This window comes from Mesorhizobium sp. WSM4845, assembly GCF_055811455.1.
In genome coordinates, this window is the sequence record NZ_JBVVQA010000001.1 from 34,316 (window position 1) to 50,071 (window position 15,756).

Genomic DNA, 15,756 nt, shown 5'->3' on the forward strand with positions numbered 1-15,756 from the left:
CGTGACGTGAAGCTGAGCCCTTCCCCGCGACCGACTGTGTTCGGCCAGACCTATTGCGTTTGGTCCGGCGGGCGAAAATAAGGCGAAACAGCCCTGTCCTCCAGAACATCGACGTCGCCTCTTCCAGGCAGGGCATCGCAGCCAAGCGAGTGCCGATCGACGTTACCTGGTTCAAACACGGTCAGGCTGTCGAATTCCATGGCCGCCCCGTAGAACTGGGCGGCTTGCAACACCAGGCATTCGACGTCTTCAAGCGCAACGTTTTCTGCGAGGTTTCGCAGCCGCACAGCCTCGGCCACCGCAGTGACATTGAGTATCCCCTTATCCCGGGCGGCTGCCCAAACCTGGAGGTTGACGTCTTGATACAAATGAGCCGAGTAACCGAAGCGCATGGAAAACCCCCTTTTCAGGAGCGGTTTGTCCCTCGTGATCAGCATGTGCCCTATCGGTCCGAATAGCAAGCTGAATTAGTAAAATTACCCGCACAATCAATGATTTAGCATATGACGAAGACTGCATAATCGACGCCTTGCCGTAGCTGTCAGCCGTTCACACCAATGGCTAATCAACCGGTCTTGACGACCGCTGAGGCGTTTCCTAATTCTTAGGCAAATACTAATTTTGAGCGACTGGAGGGCAGAAATGGCCGAACTGGAAAGACCCGAACGACTGCAGATCATGCTAACGTCGGAGGAATTGGCTGCTCTGGAAAACTGGCGCTTCGAAAGGCGCATGCCAAGCCGGTCTGCGGCCGTGAGGGAGTTGCTGCGGCGCGGTCTCCACGCGGACGGATTTTTGACAGCGGCACAAGGTGCCAAGTCGCAGGATTTTGGAATTCTGCCCAGTTCCGGCATTGTCGATGGAGCGTCCCGCGACCAGGGCGGCAGCAAGCTGTGAGGCTGCCCTTGCGGCGCTGGAGATGTTTCGGCGCCGGAGCCTTGCCCATTCTGTGGAACTTCAGGCAATCGTCGCGCGTTCGGTGAGGCATGTTGTGGACCGGAACAAGGCCGGTTGCAGCATCACACAGGCCAGCAAGGATCGAGGCAGTGAGCTTCCTTTACCGCGCGGCAAAAATCGCCGAACAAGCTCATGCGGGGCAGACGGACAAGACCGGACGGCCCTATATCGAGCATTGCCGCCGGGTCGTTGATGCCGTCGAAACGCTCGACCAGAAGGCCGTTGCCTACCTCCACGACGTTGTTGAGAAAAGCGACGATTGGGATCGCGAGCGGCTCGAGGCGGCAGGTTTCGGAACGTCCATCGTATCGGCCGTCGATGCGATGACACGCAGGCCGGACGAGGACGACCTCGCTTTCGTGCGCAGAGCAGCAGCCAACCCATTGGCGCTGCCGGTCAAGCGCGCCGATCTTACCGACAATTTATGGCAGGCACAGCAGATTGGCGCGTCGACATCGAAATATGAAGACGGACTGCGGATCCTCGACGAAGAATTCTCCGAATGACTAAAGGAATGACTAAAGGATTGTCGCCGGTGGCGTGATCGGCCGATGTGCGACCTTCATGCGAGGCTCTATTCGGGGATGTGAGGCGTATGTCGCTTGTCCTCGGCAGGATCGGCATCGATCCGCGCCTTGCTGGGATCGAAGGCGCCATGGCGGGCGATGGCCAATGCCGGCGTGTCGGGCGTCTCGTAGGCCCACATGAAGTCGTCGGCCGCTCCGCCGACCGCGTGGACCCGCCAGTAACTGGCCGTGCCCTTCAGCTGGGAGTGGGTTGTGGTGTTGGTCTTCTCCAGAAGGTCGAAATAGATATCCTCGAACGGGATATAGAAGACCGGACCTTGCCCCTCTTCATGGAGCACTTTTGCCCGCTCTGTCGAGGCAATGATCGCGTCGGAGAACCTGACCGTCACGGTTCCATTGAATGGGGTAATCGTCAGCGCGCCGGGACGGCTGGTGGAATTTACGGCTAAGGGCTGCATTCGACTTCTCCGTTGGCTGCCGATCTCCTGGAACGTCGTATCGCCCGTCAGGGTTCCAACCGCGTGAGGCTCATTGGAGCCGCGACATCGGGGGGCCGGCGACAGATGAAAAACCTCCCGCGGGGCATTCAGATTCAAGGGAACGTTACCGCCGAAGAGTTCGTTTCCTAGATTGACACCGGAACCGGCGGCAGGGCTTCGCAAGTCAAGGGAGATTGCCATGAAGGTCGGCAACTGCATGACGAGGAATGTACAGGTCGCTAACGCCGAACAGTCGATCCGCGAAGTGGCTGAGATGATGGGCAGGCTTGACGCCGGAGTGATGCCCGTGGGCGACCACGACCGGCTGGTCGGGATGATCACCGATCGAGATATCGCGATCCGCGGCGTAGCATTGGGCAAGGGACCTGACACGAAGGTGCGTGATGTCATGAGCCCGGAGGTCAAATATTGCTTCGATGACGAAGACGTCGAGCATGTGCTTGAAAACATGGGCGACCTGCAGGTACGTCGGCTCCCGGTTCTGAACCGCGACAAGAGGCTCGTCGGCATCATCTCGCTTGGCGATCTCGCGACGAATGGCGAAGCGGCAGAGGCGGGAGAAGCTTTAAGCGACATCTCGAAGCCGGGCGGCGAGCATTCGCAGACTGCTCACTGACTAACGCCGCGACATGTCGGCGCAAGGTCAACATCACTTGTTTCGCGGTGCGTCGGCTAACGCCGGCGCCCCGCCGGAGCCTTCTGCATTTGCGATGTTTTTCGGCAAAGGTTCAGGAGCATCCATGACAACGATCCGAAGCACCGTGTCCTTCAGCGCCGAAAAAAGCGCGGCAGGGCGAAATCATCGTGCAGGCGCGGACGCGTCAGATCACGCGCCGAGACGTTCACCCGGATGTCGTGTCGTGATAAGCTGTTCTTGCGACGGGACCGCGCAACACCGAGGCGGGCATCTCGCGGCCGGGCAGCCCTTAGTCGCAGACGATGAGCTTTGAGCACCTGATGTTCTCGAACGATTGCAAGCGTCCTGCCAAACCCTGTTGCGAAGGTGGGGACTGTTGCCAAGGTGGGGCCTCTTGCGAACGTCGGGCCTCTCGGAGTGGACGGATTTGGGTTGGTCGCTGAACCTCGGGACGATCGCCGGCACCACCGTGCGCGTTCACTTTACCTTCCTGCTTCTGCTCGTCTGGATCTGGCTGACGCACTATCAGATCGGCGGCACGCCAGCGGCCTGGCAAGGCGTTGCCTTCATCATTGCGGTTTTTGCCTGCGTGGTCCTGCATGAGTTCGGCCACATCGCCGCTGCGCGGTATTTCGGCATCAACACGCCGGACATTACGCTTTTCCCGATCGGCGGCGTCGCCAGGCTCGAACGCATGCCCGAAGAGCCGGGGCAGGAGTTCGTGATCGCGGTCGCGGGGCCGCTGGTCAATGTCGCGATCGCCGCGCTGATCTTCGTCCTGCTCGGCGGGTCGGCGGGCGTCGAACAGATGGCCGGGATCGAGGATCCGCGTATGAGTTTTCTCGCCAGGCTTGCCGGGGTCAATGTCTTCCTGGTCATCTTCAATATGATCCCAGCCTTCCCGATGGATGGCGGCCGTATCCTGCGCGCCGCACTCGCCGCCCGCCTGTCGTGGTCGCGCGCAACCCAGATCGCAGCCATGATCGGGCAAGGATTGGCCTTCGTCTTCGGTTTTGTTGGGCTGTTCTACAATCCGCTACTGATCTTCATCGGCATCTTCGTCTATCTCGCCGCGGCAGCGGAAGCGCAAAACGCACAGATCCGGGAGGTAGCCACAAGCGTCCTTGTCGCGGATGTGATGATCACCGAGTTCGCCCGGCTGGAACGGTCGGCGACGCTCGACCAGGCAATCGAGATGCTGCTCGCGACGACGCAGCACGAATTCCCTGTCGTCGACTCCGCTGGCCATCTTGAAGGATTGGTGACACGCAACGACATGATCCGGACATTGAAGGAAAAGGGACCCGCCGCACCGGTCGCGAGCGCAATGCGGCACGATATCCCGAAAATACATTACCGCAAAAGTCTCGAGGAAAGCCTGCGGCTGATGCAGCAGGCAGACGTGCCTGCTGTAGCCGTCGTGGACAGTTCCGACCGGCTGGTCGGGCTCATGACACACGAAACCATAGGCGAGATGCTCATGATCCGCTCAGCCGTGTCGGATGCCTTCCGATTTGGTCGTTTGCGTGGGGCCAAGCCGCGATTCACACGGATCTGAGCACGAGGATTCTTTTCACCGCCGGATCGGGTGAGTGCGCTCTAAATCGTAGCGGAGCGATAAGCAGAAATCGGCCGGAACGAAGGTCGTCCCGGCCCTTTTTCTGTGTCTCAAGCGCCCGGAACGTGAGGCAGAAGTTCAAGCGCACCGCGATAGATCATGTCGCCAGCTACGTAGAGGATGACCACCAGCCCGACATAGGCGATCCAGCGGTGCTTCTGAAGCAGATTGGCAATGAGGTTTGCAGCGATGCCCATCAGCGCGACGGAGAGGACAAGGCCGAAGATCAGCACGTTCGGATGTTCGCGCGCAGCACCGGCTACCGCCAGAACATTGTCGAGTGACATGGAGACGTCGGCGATGATGATCTGCCAGGTTGCCTGGGCCAGGGTCTTGCGCGGAGCCTTGCCAGCTACGACACCATCGTAGTCGACGTCGCTTTCCGAAAGCGCTTCGATCGCCTGTGCTTCCTGCGCATGGTTTTGCCGGAGTTCGCGCCACATCTTCCAGCAGACCCACAACAGCAAAAGACCGCCGGCGAACAGCAGCCCGACGATCTGCAGGAGCTGGGTTGTCGCGGCCGCAAAGCCGATGCGCAGAACGGCCGCTGCGATTATGCCAACGACGATTGCGTTTCTGCGCTGCTCTTTGGGTAGTCCGGCCGCGGCAAGGCCGATAACGATGGCATTGTCGCCGGCCAGCACCAGGTCGATCATGATGACCTGCATGAGAGCGGTCATTGCTTCGGGACTGAAAAAATCTGTCATACGGCACCCTTGCGTTCAGCTAGGGGTGACGCGGCTTGCGAGTATAACCGTAGAGCAACGCGGACACCGCGTGTGACAAGAGAAATGCCGCTACAGCTGAAGAAAACTCAAAGCCAGGCCACCCGGATTGGAATTCCAGTCCGACATCGCAGTCCTGATGGACTGCCAGAGGGGCCCGGCCTGGCAGCACCTAGCTATTGCCCCAAGCGCAAAAACTCAAGGCTTAATTGTGATCAGCATATGCGGCATCGAGTTCGGCAAGCTGGTTAAGCCAGGTCGATCGGCCACGCGGCCATTGAACGGGCCGGCAGCCGCAAGTAGACTGATACAGTGCGCTTCGGTAAATTTCTCCAACACCCGATCTGCGACCGTCGATGGCGATGAAGGAATTCCGTCTTGGCTGCTCATCGACGATCGATCGGCAAATATCTGTTCCCAATCGGCTCCTTGGGCCTGGCCGCACTCATTCATTTCGGCGCCGCGTCGATCGAGCATTCGCCGCTCTCGATCAAAATCCTGGCGTTGATCGTCGTCGCTATCTTCATCTTCGCGACAGTGTTTGTGGTTTTGCATCATGCAGAAGCCGTCGCACTGCGGCTCGGTGAACCATATGGCACGCTGCTGTTGACATTTTCGGTGACGGCCATCGAAGCGTCGGTCATCGTTTCGATGATGCTGCACGGCGAGAACAACCCGACGCTGGCACGCGAATCTGTGTTTTCGACGGTCATGATCGTTTGCGCTGGCGTCGTCGGGGTCTGCCTCACCCTGGGTGGGCTGAAGCATCGATATCAGGACATCAAACGTCAGGGCACCAACGCCTCGCTTGCCGTCATTATGGCGCTGACAATTCTTACGCTGATCCTTCCAAACTACACGCTTGCAACAAGCCCCGGTACGTTCTCCGCCTCGCAGCTCGCTTTCGTGAGCGTTCTTTCAATCCTCCTCTATGGTGCCTTCGTCTTTGCCCAGATGGTGCGCCATCGGGGCGATTTTATCGAAGACCTGACCTCCAGCGCGGAACATGACAAGCATGTATCTGAGGGTGGGAGAGTGACCACCAATGTGCTCCTCTTATTTGTCGGACTGGCAGGGATCGTTCTTCTGACCGAACAGGTGGCCGGCAACATCGAGAATGGGCTCGAGTTTCTTCATATTACCCAGGCGGACGCCATCGTGGGCTTCTTCGTCGCTGCGCTTGTGCTTATGCCGGAGGCGGTATCGGCGGTTCGGGCAGCACTCAATAATGAACTTCAGCGAGGGCTGAATGTCGCCCTCGGCTCGGCCTGCGCCACAATCGGCCTGACAATCCCGGCGATCGGTGCGGCGAGCCTGCTCACCGGACGAAGCCTGACTCTTGGTCTGGGTCCGGGGGATACCGTGCTTCTCATCCTCGCCCTTGCCATCAGCATCGTGAGCTTTGGGACGGGCCGAACAACGATGCTGACGGGGCTCGTTCATCTCGTCGTGTTTGTCGCGTATCTGTTCCTTATCTTCGTGCCGTAGGTAGATGTCAGTCGGGCCATTGGGTCGACCCTTAGACAGACACCACAAGCCGGTCGAGAAAAGGCCGCTGGCCGACAAGCAACTTTTCCCGGGCCATTTCGAGGCCGAACCACCCTGCGCGATCGATCTCAGGAAAAGTCTGCATGCGGCCGCTGCGCGGCGGCCATTCCATCTCGAACATGTTGCTGCGCAAGGTGCCGGCGTCGAAATCGTCTTCGACGCCGAAGGCCGTAACAAGCTTGCCGCCGGGCTGGCGCAGTTCCCCTAGCGGAAGCAGTGCTCCCGAGAGCTCCCAGCCGGTTTCCTCCTCAAATTCGCGACGCGCCGCGGCTTCCGGCTGTTCGTCATCACCATACTCGCCCTTTGCAATCGACCATGCGCCGAGATCGCGGCTTTGCCAGAACGGCCCGCCCGGATGGACAAGCAGCACCTGCAGTTCGTTGGTCGATCTGCGGTAAGGCAGGATGCCCGCACTTCTTTTCGCCATCGCCTCATACCTCCGGATCCAGCCTGTCATCGCAGGCAGGCTGAACGGGAATGATGCGCCTGAATGGCAGATGCCGTTAGACTCGAGATACCTCAATTGATACTAGCGGCCGCCGCAAGTCGCTCATTCGGATTGCATTCGACTTCCCTCAGCGGTGGTGGCGGCACTTCTGGAAATCCATCCACGCTGGCCATCAGCTCCACATAGCGCTGAGCCGACGCGGCCCACTGAAATCGCGCCGCCCTGGCGCGGCCGCGTGCGATCAAGTTGGTTCTCAGGTCTTCTTCGTGGACCAGGCGCATGAAACAATCGAACCATGCATTCTCGTCGCAAGGTGATGCGTACAAAACCGCTTCGCCGCCGATTTCGGGCAGGCTGGCACGGTCCGACATGACCACCGGACATCCCAGTGTCATGGCCTCGAGGGGCGGCAGCCCGAAACCCTCGACCAAGGAGGGGAACGCGAGGCATAGGCAATCGCGCAGAAGCGCGCCGAGTTCCGCGTCCGACCTTCTTCCCAGCCAAATGACGTTCGGCGATTTTTTGTCGCCGATGCTGGCGAAAACACGGGACGTTGACGCGCCCACAACAACAATCTGCAGGCCCGCCGCGGCAAGTCGCTCGTGCATGCCGATGATCAAGCCGACATTTTTGTGCGGGATGGAACTGCCAAGCACAACGATCGTACGAGGGCCGGCGACTGCCAGTGTTTGTTCCGAGTGGCAAGGAGCCCATCGCAACGCATGTTCATGCCCATTGCCTGCAATTTCGACCTTTGCCGCCGGGCACACGCCATAGCGCGCCAGTTCACCCGCAGAGTATTTCGACACCGTCGTAATCTTATGCGCGGCCCGGCCCAGGGCAGGAACCAAGGTGCGGTAAAGAAGCCGGAATGGAAATGAATAGCTCTGCGGGCATGCCCGTGTATTGACGTCGTGAATACACAGCACCTGCCGACGAACCGTCACAGGGCCCGTATTGCAGAGGCTAAGCAGCCCGCCGCGAAGATAGGCCGGAAGCACAGCCTGTTCCCATAAATGCCCGCCGACGCTGCCGACAGTGCGGACACGGATCGCTGCCAGGGGCAGTTTGTCAAGCGCCCCCGGCGGGACCAGCAACTCGACCGTGAGATCCCGTGTCAAGGCAGCCTGGCCCACGATCAAGGCGTCCAGCGCCGAAACGATCTCGCGTGCGTAGCGCTGAACTCCGGTGGTCGGCTGCGCGAGAAAACGGCCGTTGATTGTCCAATGTCGTGTCATCACAGGGTTTTTGGTCACCAGCGCCATGCCTCGGTTGCACGACTTTGGACGACCAGGACAGCAGGGTCATCCTGGCCTTTGGGACGTACCCGGTCGTTTTCCTCAGAGGCATCCCGGCAGCTCTCATCCGAATGGCGAGGCCAATCATGGGCGTTTACGCCAAACGTGTGAGGTTCTGCGTGGCGCGGTTTTGATAGACTGCGTCGGGCAGTGCGGCAGATCTCAATCGTCGTCTCGGATGGATGTCAGGCGAGTTCAGCGAGTGGAGTGATGCCGCATGATGTCCGGCGCAAACCAGGCAAGTTCGAGCTGATGCAGCGGCCGACTAATCCATCGCAACCAGGTTCCGTTGGACGGGCCGTCGCCGCGGCCAGACGCCTATGGACAACCCTGGCATGCCTGCTGGGCATGACAGCTTCGTGCGCAGCGGATCTGCTCTGGGGGGTGAACGGCCACCCTTTCAACGCCTATCCCGGGATATCGATCGAACAGCAACTCGACTATGTCAGCGACCTCGGCATGAAGTCGTATCGCGTCAACATTTCCAGCGCCGACAGCGCCACCAAGCTTGCCGAACTGGTCAAGTCGGGCAAGCAGCGCGGAGTCGAAATCCTGCCGGTAATCACGCCCGACCTGGACCTCGACAATCAATCCGTCGATGACCTCTATGCGCAAGCCTACGATCTCGCGTCGACACTGGTATCCCGCTTCAAGGACGACATCCGCGTTTGGGAGCTTGGCAACGAGATGGAGAACTACGCCATCCTGATGCCCTGCGAGATGCAGGACAACGGAATCCAATACAACTGCTCCTGGGGCCCTGCCGGCGGCACCGAGACGTCCGACTATTTCAGTCCGCGCTGGGCAAAGGCAAGCGCAGTGCTGCGCGGCCTGTCGGATGCAACCATCGCAGTGGATCCGACCATACGAAAAGCAATGGGAACGGCCGGCTGGGGTCACCGCGCAGCGTTCACCCGCATGCTGCAGGACGGCATCAGATGGGATATATCGGTCTGGCATCTTTACGAGGGCGATCCCGAGGAAGCATTCAAGTTCTTGGCCACTCTCGGTCGTCCAATCTGGCTAACCGAATTCAACTACGCCGGGGGCAGCCAACGAGGGGAAAAGCAGCAGGCGGACGGTCTGGTCCAGACGATGACGCTATTGCGCCGATATCAATCTCGATATGGATTGGAAGCTGCCCATATCTACGAACTGCTCGACGAGCCGTACTGGGCGCCAAGCTACGAGGCCTTTATGGGCCTCGTGCGCCTGAAGAAGCGCGGCGAAGGGCTATGGGCGCCGAGCGGGCGAAAGCCGGCATACGATGCCGTAAAGAAGACCATTGCGAACGGCAATGCAGGCTCGAGCTCGTCAATGGCCACGACGGAGAGCTTGCCGCCTGCTGACCAGATGTCGGTGCCCCGCGTTCCCGGCATCGGGGCATTTCACCCCTGTTCGCTTGATGCGTTCGACAAGTCTGTCTTCAACCACGCCAACCAGATTGCATATGCTTACTGCCTGGTCCTGCGTCGCATGCCGTCTCCGGCCGAGCAGTGGCGCGAGGTCATCGCGATGAAGAAGGATCCATCGATCGTTCCATTACTGACGAAGATGTTGCTTTCGGTCGAATTCAGGACTGACAATCAGCCGGTTGGGCTTGGAAACGCGCAATACGTGGCCCTTCTCTATCGGTCATTGCTGGGACGGGAGCCAGACGGCCAGGGACTTTCTGCTTACGTGTCGAAACTGGACAGCGACAAGGCGAGTGGAGAACAGATCGTGGCGGAATTGATCCATTCGTATGAGTTTCGCTCCAGACACACGGTTCTGTTTGCCAACGAGCCTTAGCTGGCGGTCCAATGATTTTTTTCGGCCGACAGGTCGTGACTGGCGCTGTTTGGGCCGCAGTCGATAGCTGGGGCCGACAGATCGCTATGCTCGGTGTATTGTGGTGCTGGCGCGGCACCTTGGCCCCGAGGCGTTCGGGATTGCGGCGCTCGCCATGGTGGTGCCCCAATATTCTGGCTGCTCCGGTAAACGAGGGGTCTACCTGACGCCATTATCCAGCGGGAGGAAATCGATCCCATGCACCTTGATTCGGCTTTCTGCCTCCTTGCGGCGACAGGCGTTGTGATCACTGCACAATCTGGATATCCGCCGGTGCCATCGCGGCCGCGTTGGACCAACTGCATTTGGAGACGCTCGTAAAAATGGACCAGCGCCATAGGCTGCGGGCTCGATGAAAGTCGTAATCCTGAGCTAGCCTTTTGACACGGTCACGCCCCTGGCCGCGGTCGCCGTTGGTGGCACAAAGTCCCTACGCATTCGACTTTCTCGCCCAAGCCATTCGGACAATACGCCGTCTATCGCCCGACGTGGTCCACACCCAGAATTTTCCGCATGCCCGCCATTCGATAGGGGGCGCCGCAAGCAGCAATCGTGTTGCACATGCATTGTGACTGGCTTGCAGAACTTGACCGCCATGCGATGAACCGAGCCCTCGCGCCAGCGATCTCACCGTCGGTGCTCAGAACATGTCGTGACGGCGGCGCACGTGCTTTGCTGAAATGGGCACAATTTTCGCAGTCCTGCCGAATGGAGCGCCCCCGCGAACCAGGACGTCGCCGTAGCGCGAATACCAGGAAAAGTATTATTCGTTGGCCGTGTGTCGCCCGAAAAGGCATTCACACGCTGATTGAAGCTTGGCAGACCGTTATCGCGGCCTGTCCTGAAGTCCCGCCGCGAGATCGTCGGCCCCATCGGCAACGCTTCCTCGTGAGTTCCTGATTGACCTGAGTGCGGACCGCGAAGTCTGCGATCTCGCTCGCTTCTACCACAACGGTAGCGCATACCCCGGTCCCTACCATGCCGCGCTGCGCGATGATCCCACTCTGAGCTTCGTTGGCACCCTGCCCTACGAAGAATGGCCGCGCGATATGCCGAAGCAACGCTTCTGATAATCCATCTCTCAGCGAGTGCTTCGGAATGAGCCTGTCGAGGCGCTGTCGAATGGTACTCCTCTCGTAGCCACTCGCGTCAGCGGCATGACCGAAATCGTGGAAGCGACTGGCGATGGCGTTGGGGTTGAAAACAATGACTCGGAAGCGCTTGCAGCCCATATCATCTGCCTTTCTTGATATGCAGGCGGGCGGCAAACCTGGGACGCCAGGAAGCCGCGCGGGTCGCCGATCTCTATTCGGGGGAAAAATAGCCCAGTCGACCCGGGACCTGTACGATGAGGCCGTCGTCATTCAACCGTTCATGGCTTGGAAAGCGAAACCGCTCTTTCGCTCAGCGCCGGGCCTTGAACGACGTGAACACCGAGCCCGTGTCATCTCCCCACTCCCAGTTGACGGCGAGTCCGACCCGCAAAATTTGAAGGGCGGCATCGTCGGGATAGATATCGGTGAGGCTTCGCTGCATCACCAGTTCGTCGTCGATCAAGATTGCAAACCGATTTCCGTCGAACGCAACGCGCATGCGAAAAGGTTTTCCCCAAACGACCTTGTCCGCCACATTTGTCCAAACCGCGTCATAAAGTTCCTCAAAGCCGAGCCGCTTGATGAACACCGAAATCGATGCACCCTGGTAGACGTCGTCGAGCCAAGTCGTGACACAAACGTAGTTGTCGCTGTCTTGCCAGAAAAGCAGTCCTGCCCGGCCGCGCTGATCTTGTCCTCGGCGCTCCCCAGGAGGCTCGATTGTGGCCTCGAGATCGGCGAATCCCGGTAGGTCCCATGGCAGCGAATAAAATGTTCGACCTGGGTTCGGTCTGTCTACGCTCGCGCGCACACGCGCGCTGCCCAGCCCATCAACGTCGATGACACCGGTGCCCAGTGTTCTGGCCCATTGCCCGTCGCCCAGCTCCGACGTGCGGCGATCTAGTTCGCCGGCAGTACCGGTAAAACCGTCGGCATAGGACAGGGTTGCTCCGAGTTGGTTCCAAGGTGCCCCCAGAGGCGCCATAAATGGGATGGGAACTTCGCAAGGATGAGCCTCGAAATTATGCCAGCGCGGCTCGCTATCGAAGCTTTTCCATATACCTACTCCGGTAGCGTTCTCGACCGAATCGGCATTGACAGACGCTTCGAAAAGGCGAACCCCGTCAAGAAAGCAGCTCACCTGACCGTTCCAGTCAAGAATCTGGACCGAATGGGTAGAACAGCTGCGCAAAGCGTGTTCCGTACCGGTCCCGATCGTAATCTCTTTGCCCGATTGCTTGCGCACCAAGGTCCATCCGAGCGTCGACAGTTTCAGCACCCAGAAATTGTCGTTGTCCCGAAACCGACAAACAAGACCACACACATCCGAGACGGCGCCAATTGCCAGCAGCCCGTGGATCAATCCTGAAGGGCGACCAGGATCGACGACGGATAGGTTATCGCCAGCGTCCTGCGAAAAATGCCACCGCCCCCCGATTGCAGCGATTTGCCCAGGCCAGCCTTCGACGAGTGCATCGGCGGCGTGGGCGGTGCCAAACAGCGTCGAAAATTGAGGTATCCGCCCGACTTGGACCGCTTGGACGCGTGTGTCGACCCGAAAACCGATCTGGCCAAGTGCCGACTGATGAACACCCGCAAACAGCTTTTCGTCCTTGTTGAAAGGATCGATCGCGATCGGACGCATCATCGGAAAAGCGGCAAGACCGTGGGCTTTTTGGTCGGCGGCCGCATAATAGACAGCGCCCTGCTCTCGCAACGCCACGACATAATAGACATGAACATTCTTTAGGCGCCGAAACGCACTCAGGCATTGCTTTCCTACACGAGCCCACAGCTCGCCGTTTTCGCCTTCTGCGGCATGCACGACAAAGCCGCAGCCCTCTTCCACGGGATTAATCGGCGCCTCACTGGGGAACCAGCCGACAGCCAGGTTCTCGTCGATGTTCGATCCCCGGTAGGTTCTGGAGGTGCTGAGCGTCCACCACCAAAAACGGCGAAGGGTGAGCCTCTTTCGTGGCGCACGTATCAGGGCAACCAGTCGGCCGGGCCATGGGTCAATGCCGGGTCCTCGCAACCAACGGTAGAGCCGCCTGGCGAGGTCATCAGGCAATGGCGATCCCTGCGATGTGTTGTGGCCGTTGGTGATCGAGACCAATAGCACCAGACCAGCCTCTCGCTGAAAGGGACCATAGGAGATCCCTTGCCGGCTCCAACCTGGCCTGACGAGCGGCTGGAAACGAAGTGCGCCGTGATCGATCGCGATCTGGCGTTCGATGTCACGTCCTCGCCTGACACCTCCCTTGACTGCCAAGGTGCCAATTACCGCACCGCGGGCGCGTTTATCTTGAAAATCGTCTGCGACAAGAACCTCCGGCCGGGCAACGCCGGACCCAGCCTCTTCAGCAGTTTCTACCCAGTCATGACGGTGCAACAACAAGACCCTCCTCACGTCGTCGTACGAGATTCTTCAAGGCATCAATGACGTTTCGCAGTCCTGGGCAGAAGTCGCGCACTGCCTCGCTTGTCCCATTGATCAGGCTTGCTGTCTCGCATGACGCCCGCGAAGATAGTTCTTAAGCGCCCACCGGCCGCGCCAAGACGTGTTCGACCCGCCATTCCCCATTGCCATAGGAGGCTGGCAGCGGTTTTAATGCGTAGCCTGCAGCAGTCAGGAGTTCCGCGATCTGTCGGGCCTTGCGGTTGAGCCCCTCGCGCGTTGCATCGTCTACCTCATAAATCACCTTCGGACGGTGTCGCCGCAGTGTTTCCGTCATACCGCCCAGGACGTCAATTTCGGCGCCTTCCACGTCGATCTTGACCAGCGAGGGCGGCCTGAGGCCTCGCTGGGCGATGGCATCGTCGATGGCGACTATGCTGACCTCCAGGCGGCCGCTCATGTCCGGCGGTGCTCCCGCCGAGGCAAGCGCGGCGCCGCCGATGTGATGGGCGAGCAGAAGCTGGCCACGGCCGGATGTGGCGCCCGCAGCTTCGGCGAACACCCGTATTGTGTCGAACCCGCTAAGCCGTGCACTCTCTGCGACAGCTGCGGCATTGCGGGGAACAGGTTCGAACGCATAGACTTGACCGCGCGGCCCGACGCGGCGCGCGGCGATGAGGCTGAAGAAACCTATATTCGCGCCGATGTCGAAAAAGGCGTCCCCAGGCGCCAGGTTTGCCGCGATCGCCTGTTGGATGGGCGGCTCGTAGGTGCCGCGAACAAAGTTCGGGTCGGCGCTCTTCGCCACCAGTTTGAGACCGGCGGCCTCTCCCTTGGCTATGACGCGCGCGTCGCTGAACACGCTGAGGAACCTTGCCGTCAATGTCACGCGCTCTTTCCCATTCTTCGACGCCTCGGGGACGGGGCCAGCCCGTGCCGCTCGCCGCGAAGGTGACAGATTGCGCGCCCGGGATCGAGCCCGACAACCGGTTGGCCGGCTCCTACCTCCTCCGACTGATCGCTACTCCGATTGTGGGCCATATCTCATCTTGGGGGTACCTGCCCGGCCTCCCGGTCCGATGGAACGGTGGCATCGTTGCGCGAGACATGGATGGCCTGGGGAGCATCCCCCCCCTTCGAAACGATCTCACGATCGCCGTCGCCGTCGAGGTCGACCGTGCGGGCGCCGAGATGACTCTCGACGCCCTCGCCGACCAATTGCTCGATGAACCGCCCGCCTCCCAGATTGCGCCAGAGCGAAAGGCGCAGGGCGCCGCGGTGCTCGCCCATGACGAGGTCCGGCCGGCCATCGTCATTCATATCGGCCCCCGAAAGACTGTTGAGCGAGCCGCGCGAGGTGATCTCCTGCTGCTCCCAGTTTTGCTTGATGTCGCCGGGATTGCGCCGCCAATAGGCCTTTGCGTGGTCGGCCTGCCCGTTTTCTTCACTCATGACGATGTCGGTTCGTCCCTCGCCGTCCAGATCGGCGACCGCCACGCGGTCCGGATAGACCATGTTGGGGACATTGGCGACGTCGCGGCGCTGCCAGTCGTCAGAGCCATCCCCCGGATTGCCCCACCATGCGATCTCCTTTGCGTTGCCGGTAGTGGCCGCAAGGTCAAGCAGGATGTCGCCGTCGATACTAGGCGAACGCGATCCCCTCGTCAGAGGCCTCAGGGCAAATGCGGGTTAGCGGCCCCCCGCCGCCGTGTCGCCGGGGATGGGAAAGTAGAACACTCCGAGACCGCTTGCGACCGCAAGCTCGGCCGGCCGCCTTCGACGATCTGCGACGGTGCATGGCCCTGCCCCGAGATCGTGGCTGGCGGCGGGAACCTCGCCGATCGCATGTTCCTCAAAGCCCCGCGCTGACGCCTGCTGCGCCTGAAGCCACGCCAGGTTCAGTGTCTCGCCCCCGCCGCGCTGGGCGATCACTTCCCCGCGTCCGTCGTCGTCAACATCGATTGCCGCGATCGCATCCACTCCCTCACCGAGCCGGCCTGTTCCCATTCACCTTGCCAGGGATCGGCCGGCCGGCGATACCAGAACGGACCCGAGGCTCCGTCTTGGATGGGACGGCGGTTCATCCAAAACGGGCGGCAAGTAAAGTCGCAGAGGGATCGAAGCCGCACCGCAGCTTTGGCTCGAACCCCGAAGAGGTCATGGCCGCCCCGCCGAC

Annotated in this window: 16 protein-coding genes; 7 read left to right on the forward strand and 9 right to left on the reverse strand. The window is 60.2% G+C overall.

What is annotated here, in order from left to right:
• Positions 1-50 precede the first annotated feature (50 nt).
• Positions 51-437: a hypothetical protein gene (locus AC0L2C_RS00170; protein WP_473522429.1), complete on the reverse strand. Its 387-nt coding sequence runs from the start codon at positions 435-437 to the stop codon at positions 51-53.
• Between the two features lie 205 nt (positions 438-642).
• Between AC0L2C_RS00170 and AC0L2C_RS00175 the strand changes: the two genes are divergently transcribed.
• The gene (locus AC0L2C_RS00175) at positions 643-897 is read left to right on the forward strand and encodes a hypothetical protein (RefSeq protein WP_023799556.1); all 255 of its coding nucleotides are present in this window, start codon (positions 643-645) and stop codon (positions 895-897) included.
• Positions 898-1,046: 149 nt separating this feature from the next.
• Positions 1,047-1,463, forward strand: a complete 417-nt coding sequence (locus tag AC0L2C_RS00180; protein ID WP_027153568.1) for an HD domain-containing protein — start codon at positions 1,047-1,049, stop codon at positions 1,461-1,463.
• Between the two features lie 68 nt (positions 1,464-1,531).
• On the opposite strand, the gene AC0L2C_RS00185 is transcribed toward AC0L2C_RS00180, so the two are convergent.
• Positions 1,532-1,942: a DUF427 domain-containing protein gene (locus tag AC0L2C_RS00185; protein WP_128245278.1), complete on the reverse strand. Its 411-nt coding sequence runs from the start codon at positions 1,940-1,942 to the stop codon at positions 1,532-1,534.
• A gap of 220 nt (positions 1,943-2,162) precedes the next feature.
• Here AC0L2C_RS00185 and AC0L2C_RS00190 point away from each other — a divergent pair, with 220 nt between their 5' ends.
• Complete coding sequence (locus AC0L2C_RS00190) at positions 2,163-2,600, forward strand: CBS domain-containing protein (RefSeq protein ID WP_287341702.1); 438 nt, start codon at positions 2,163-2,165, stop codon at positions 2,598-2,600.
• A 448-nt stretch (positions 2,601-3,048) separates the two neighbouring features.
• Positions 3,049-4,179, forward strand: a complete 1,131-nt coding sequence (locus AC0L2C_RS00195; protein WP_128167820.1) for a site-2 protease family protein — start codon at positions 3,049-3,051, stop codon at positions 4,177-4,179.
• A 110-nt stretch (positions 4,180-4,289) separates the two neighbouring features.
• On the opposite strand, the gene AC0L2C_RS00200 is transcribed toward AC0L2C_RS00195, so the two are convergent.
• Complete coding sequence (locus AC0L2C_RS00200) at positions 4,290-4,946, reverse strand: TerC family protein (RefSeq protein ID WP_128167821.1); 657 nt, start codon at positions 4,944-4,946, stop codon at positions 4,290-4,292.
• A 396-nt stretch (positions 4,947-5,342) separates the two neighbouring features.
• Here AC0L2C_RS00200 and AC0L2C_RS00205 point away from each other — a divergent pair, with 396 nt between their 5' ends.
• Positions 5,343-6,452 carry a calcium:cation antiporter gene (locus tag AC0L2C_RS00205; RefSeq protein WP_473522430.1) on the forward strand — a complete coding sequence of 370 codons (1,110 nt, stop codon included), beginning with the start codon at positions 5,343-5,345 and terminating at the stop codon, positions 6,450-6,452.
• Between the two features lie 31 nt (positions 6,453-6,483).
• Here AC0L2C_RS00205 and AC0L2C_RS00210 read toward each other — a convergent pair whose 3' ends face one another.
• Together AC0L2C_RS00210 and AC0L2C_RS00215 are read right to left on the reverse strand one after the other, a co-directional pair.
• Positions 6,484-6,939 carry an NUDIX hydrolase gene (locus tag AC0L2C_RS00210; protein ID WP_473522431.1) on the reverse strand — a complete coding sequence of 152 codons (456 nt, stop codon included), beginning with the start codon at positions 6,937-6,939 and terminating at the stop codon, positions 6,484-6,486.
• 92 nt (positions 6,940-7,031) lie between these two features.
• On the reverse strand, positions 7,032-8,198 hold the full coding sequence (locus AC0L2C_RS00215) for a glycosyltransferase family 4 protein (protein WP_473522599.1): 1,167 nt from the start codon (positions 8,196-8,198) through the stop codon (positions 7,032-7,034).
• Between the two features lie 408 nt (positions 8,199-8,606).
• Here AC0L2C_RS00215 and AC0L2C_RS00220 point away from each other — a divergent pair, with 408 nt between their 5' ends.
• Both AC0L2C_RS00220 and AC0L2C_RS00225 read left to right on the forward strand, forming a co-directional pair.
• Positions 8,607-10,049 (forward strand): DUF4214 domain-containing protein, encoded by a 1,443-nt coding sequence (locus AC0L2C_RS00220; protein ID WP_473522432.1) that lies wholly within the window; start codon positions 8,607-8,609, stop codon positions 10,047-10,049.
• A 1,127-nt stretch (positions 10,050-11,176) separates the two neighbouring features.
• Positions 11,177-11,338, forward strand: coding sequence for a glycosyltransferase (locus tag AC0L2C_RS00225; protein ID WP_353817074.1), 162 nt, complete (start codon positions 11,177-11,179; stop codon positions 11,336-11,338).
• Between the two features lie 154 nt (positions 11,339-11,492).
• Here AC0L2C_RS00225 and AC0L2C_RS00230 read toward each other — a convergent pair whose 3' ends face one another.
• From AC0L2C_RS00230 to AC0L2C_RS00245, 4 genes are all read right to left on the reverse strand, one after another.
• A complete protein-coding gene (locus AC0L2C_RS00230) occupies positions 11,493-13,577 on the reverse strand; it encodes an oxidoreductase (RefSeq protein WP_473522433.1) in 2,085 nt (694 codons plus the stop codon).
• 139 nt (positions 13,578-13,716) lie between these two features.
• On the reverse strand, positions 13,717-14,469 hold the full coding sequence (locus AC0L2C_RS00235; RefSeq protein ID WP_128245273.1) for an FkbM family methyltransferase: 753 nt from the start codon (positions 14,467-14,469) through the stop codon (positions 13,717-13,719).
• Between the two features lie 155 nt (positions 14,470-14,624).
• Positions 14,625-15,257: an FG-GAP repeat domain-containing protein gene (locus AC0L2C_RS00240; RefSeq protein ID WP_473522600.1), complete on the reverse strand. Its 633-nt coding sequence runs from the start codon at positions 15,255-15,257 to the stop codon at positions 14,625-14,627.
• A 12-nt stretch (positions 15,258-15,269) separates the two neighbouring features.
• On the reverse strand, positions 15,270-15,560 hold the full coding sequence (locus AC0L2C_RS00245; protein WP_288141922.1) for a hypothetical protein: 291 nt from the start codon (positions 15,558-15,560) through the stop codon (positions 15,270-15,272).
• Positions 15,561-15,756 lie beyond the last annotated feature (196 nt).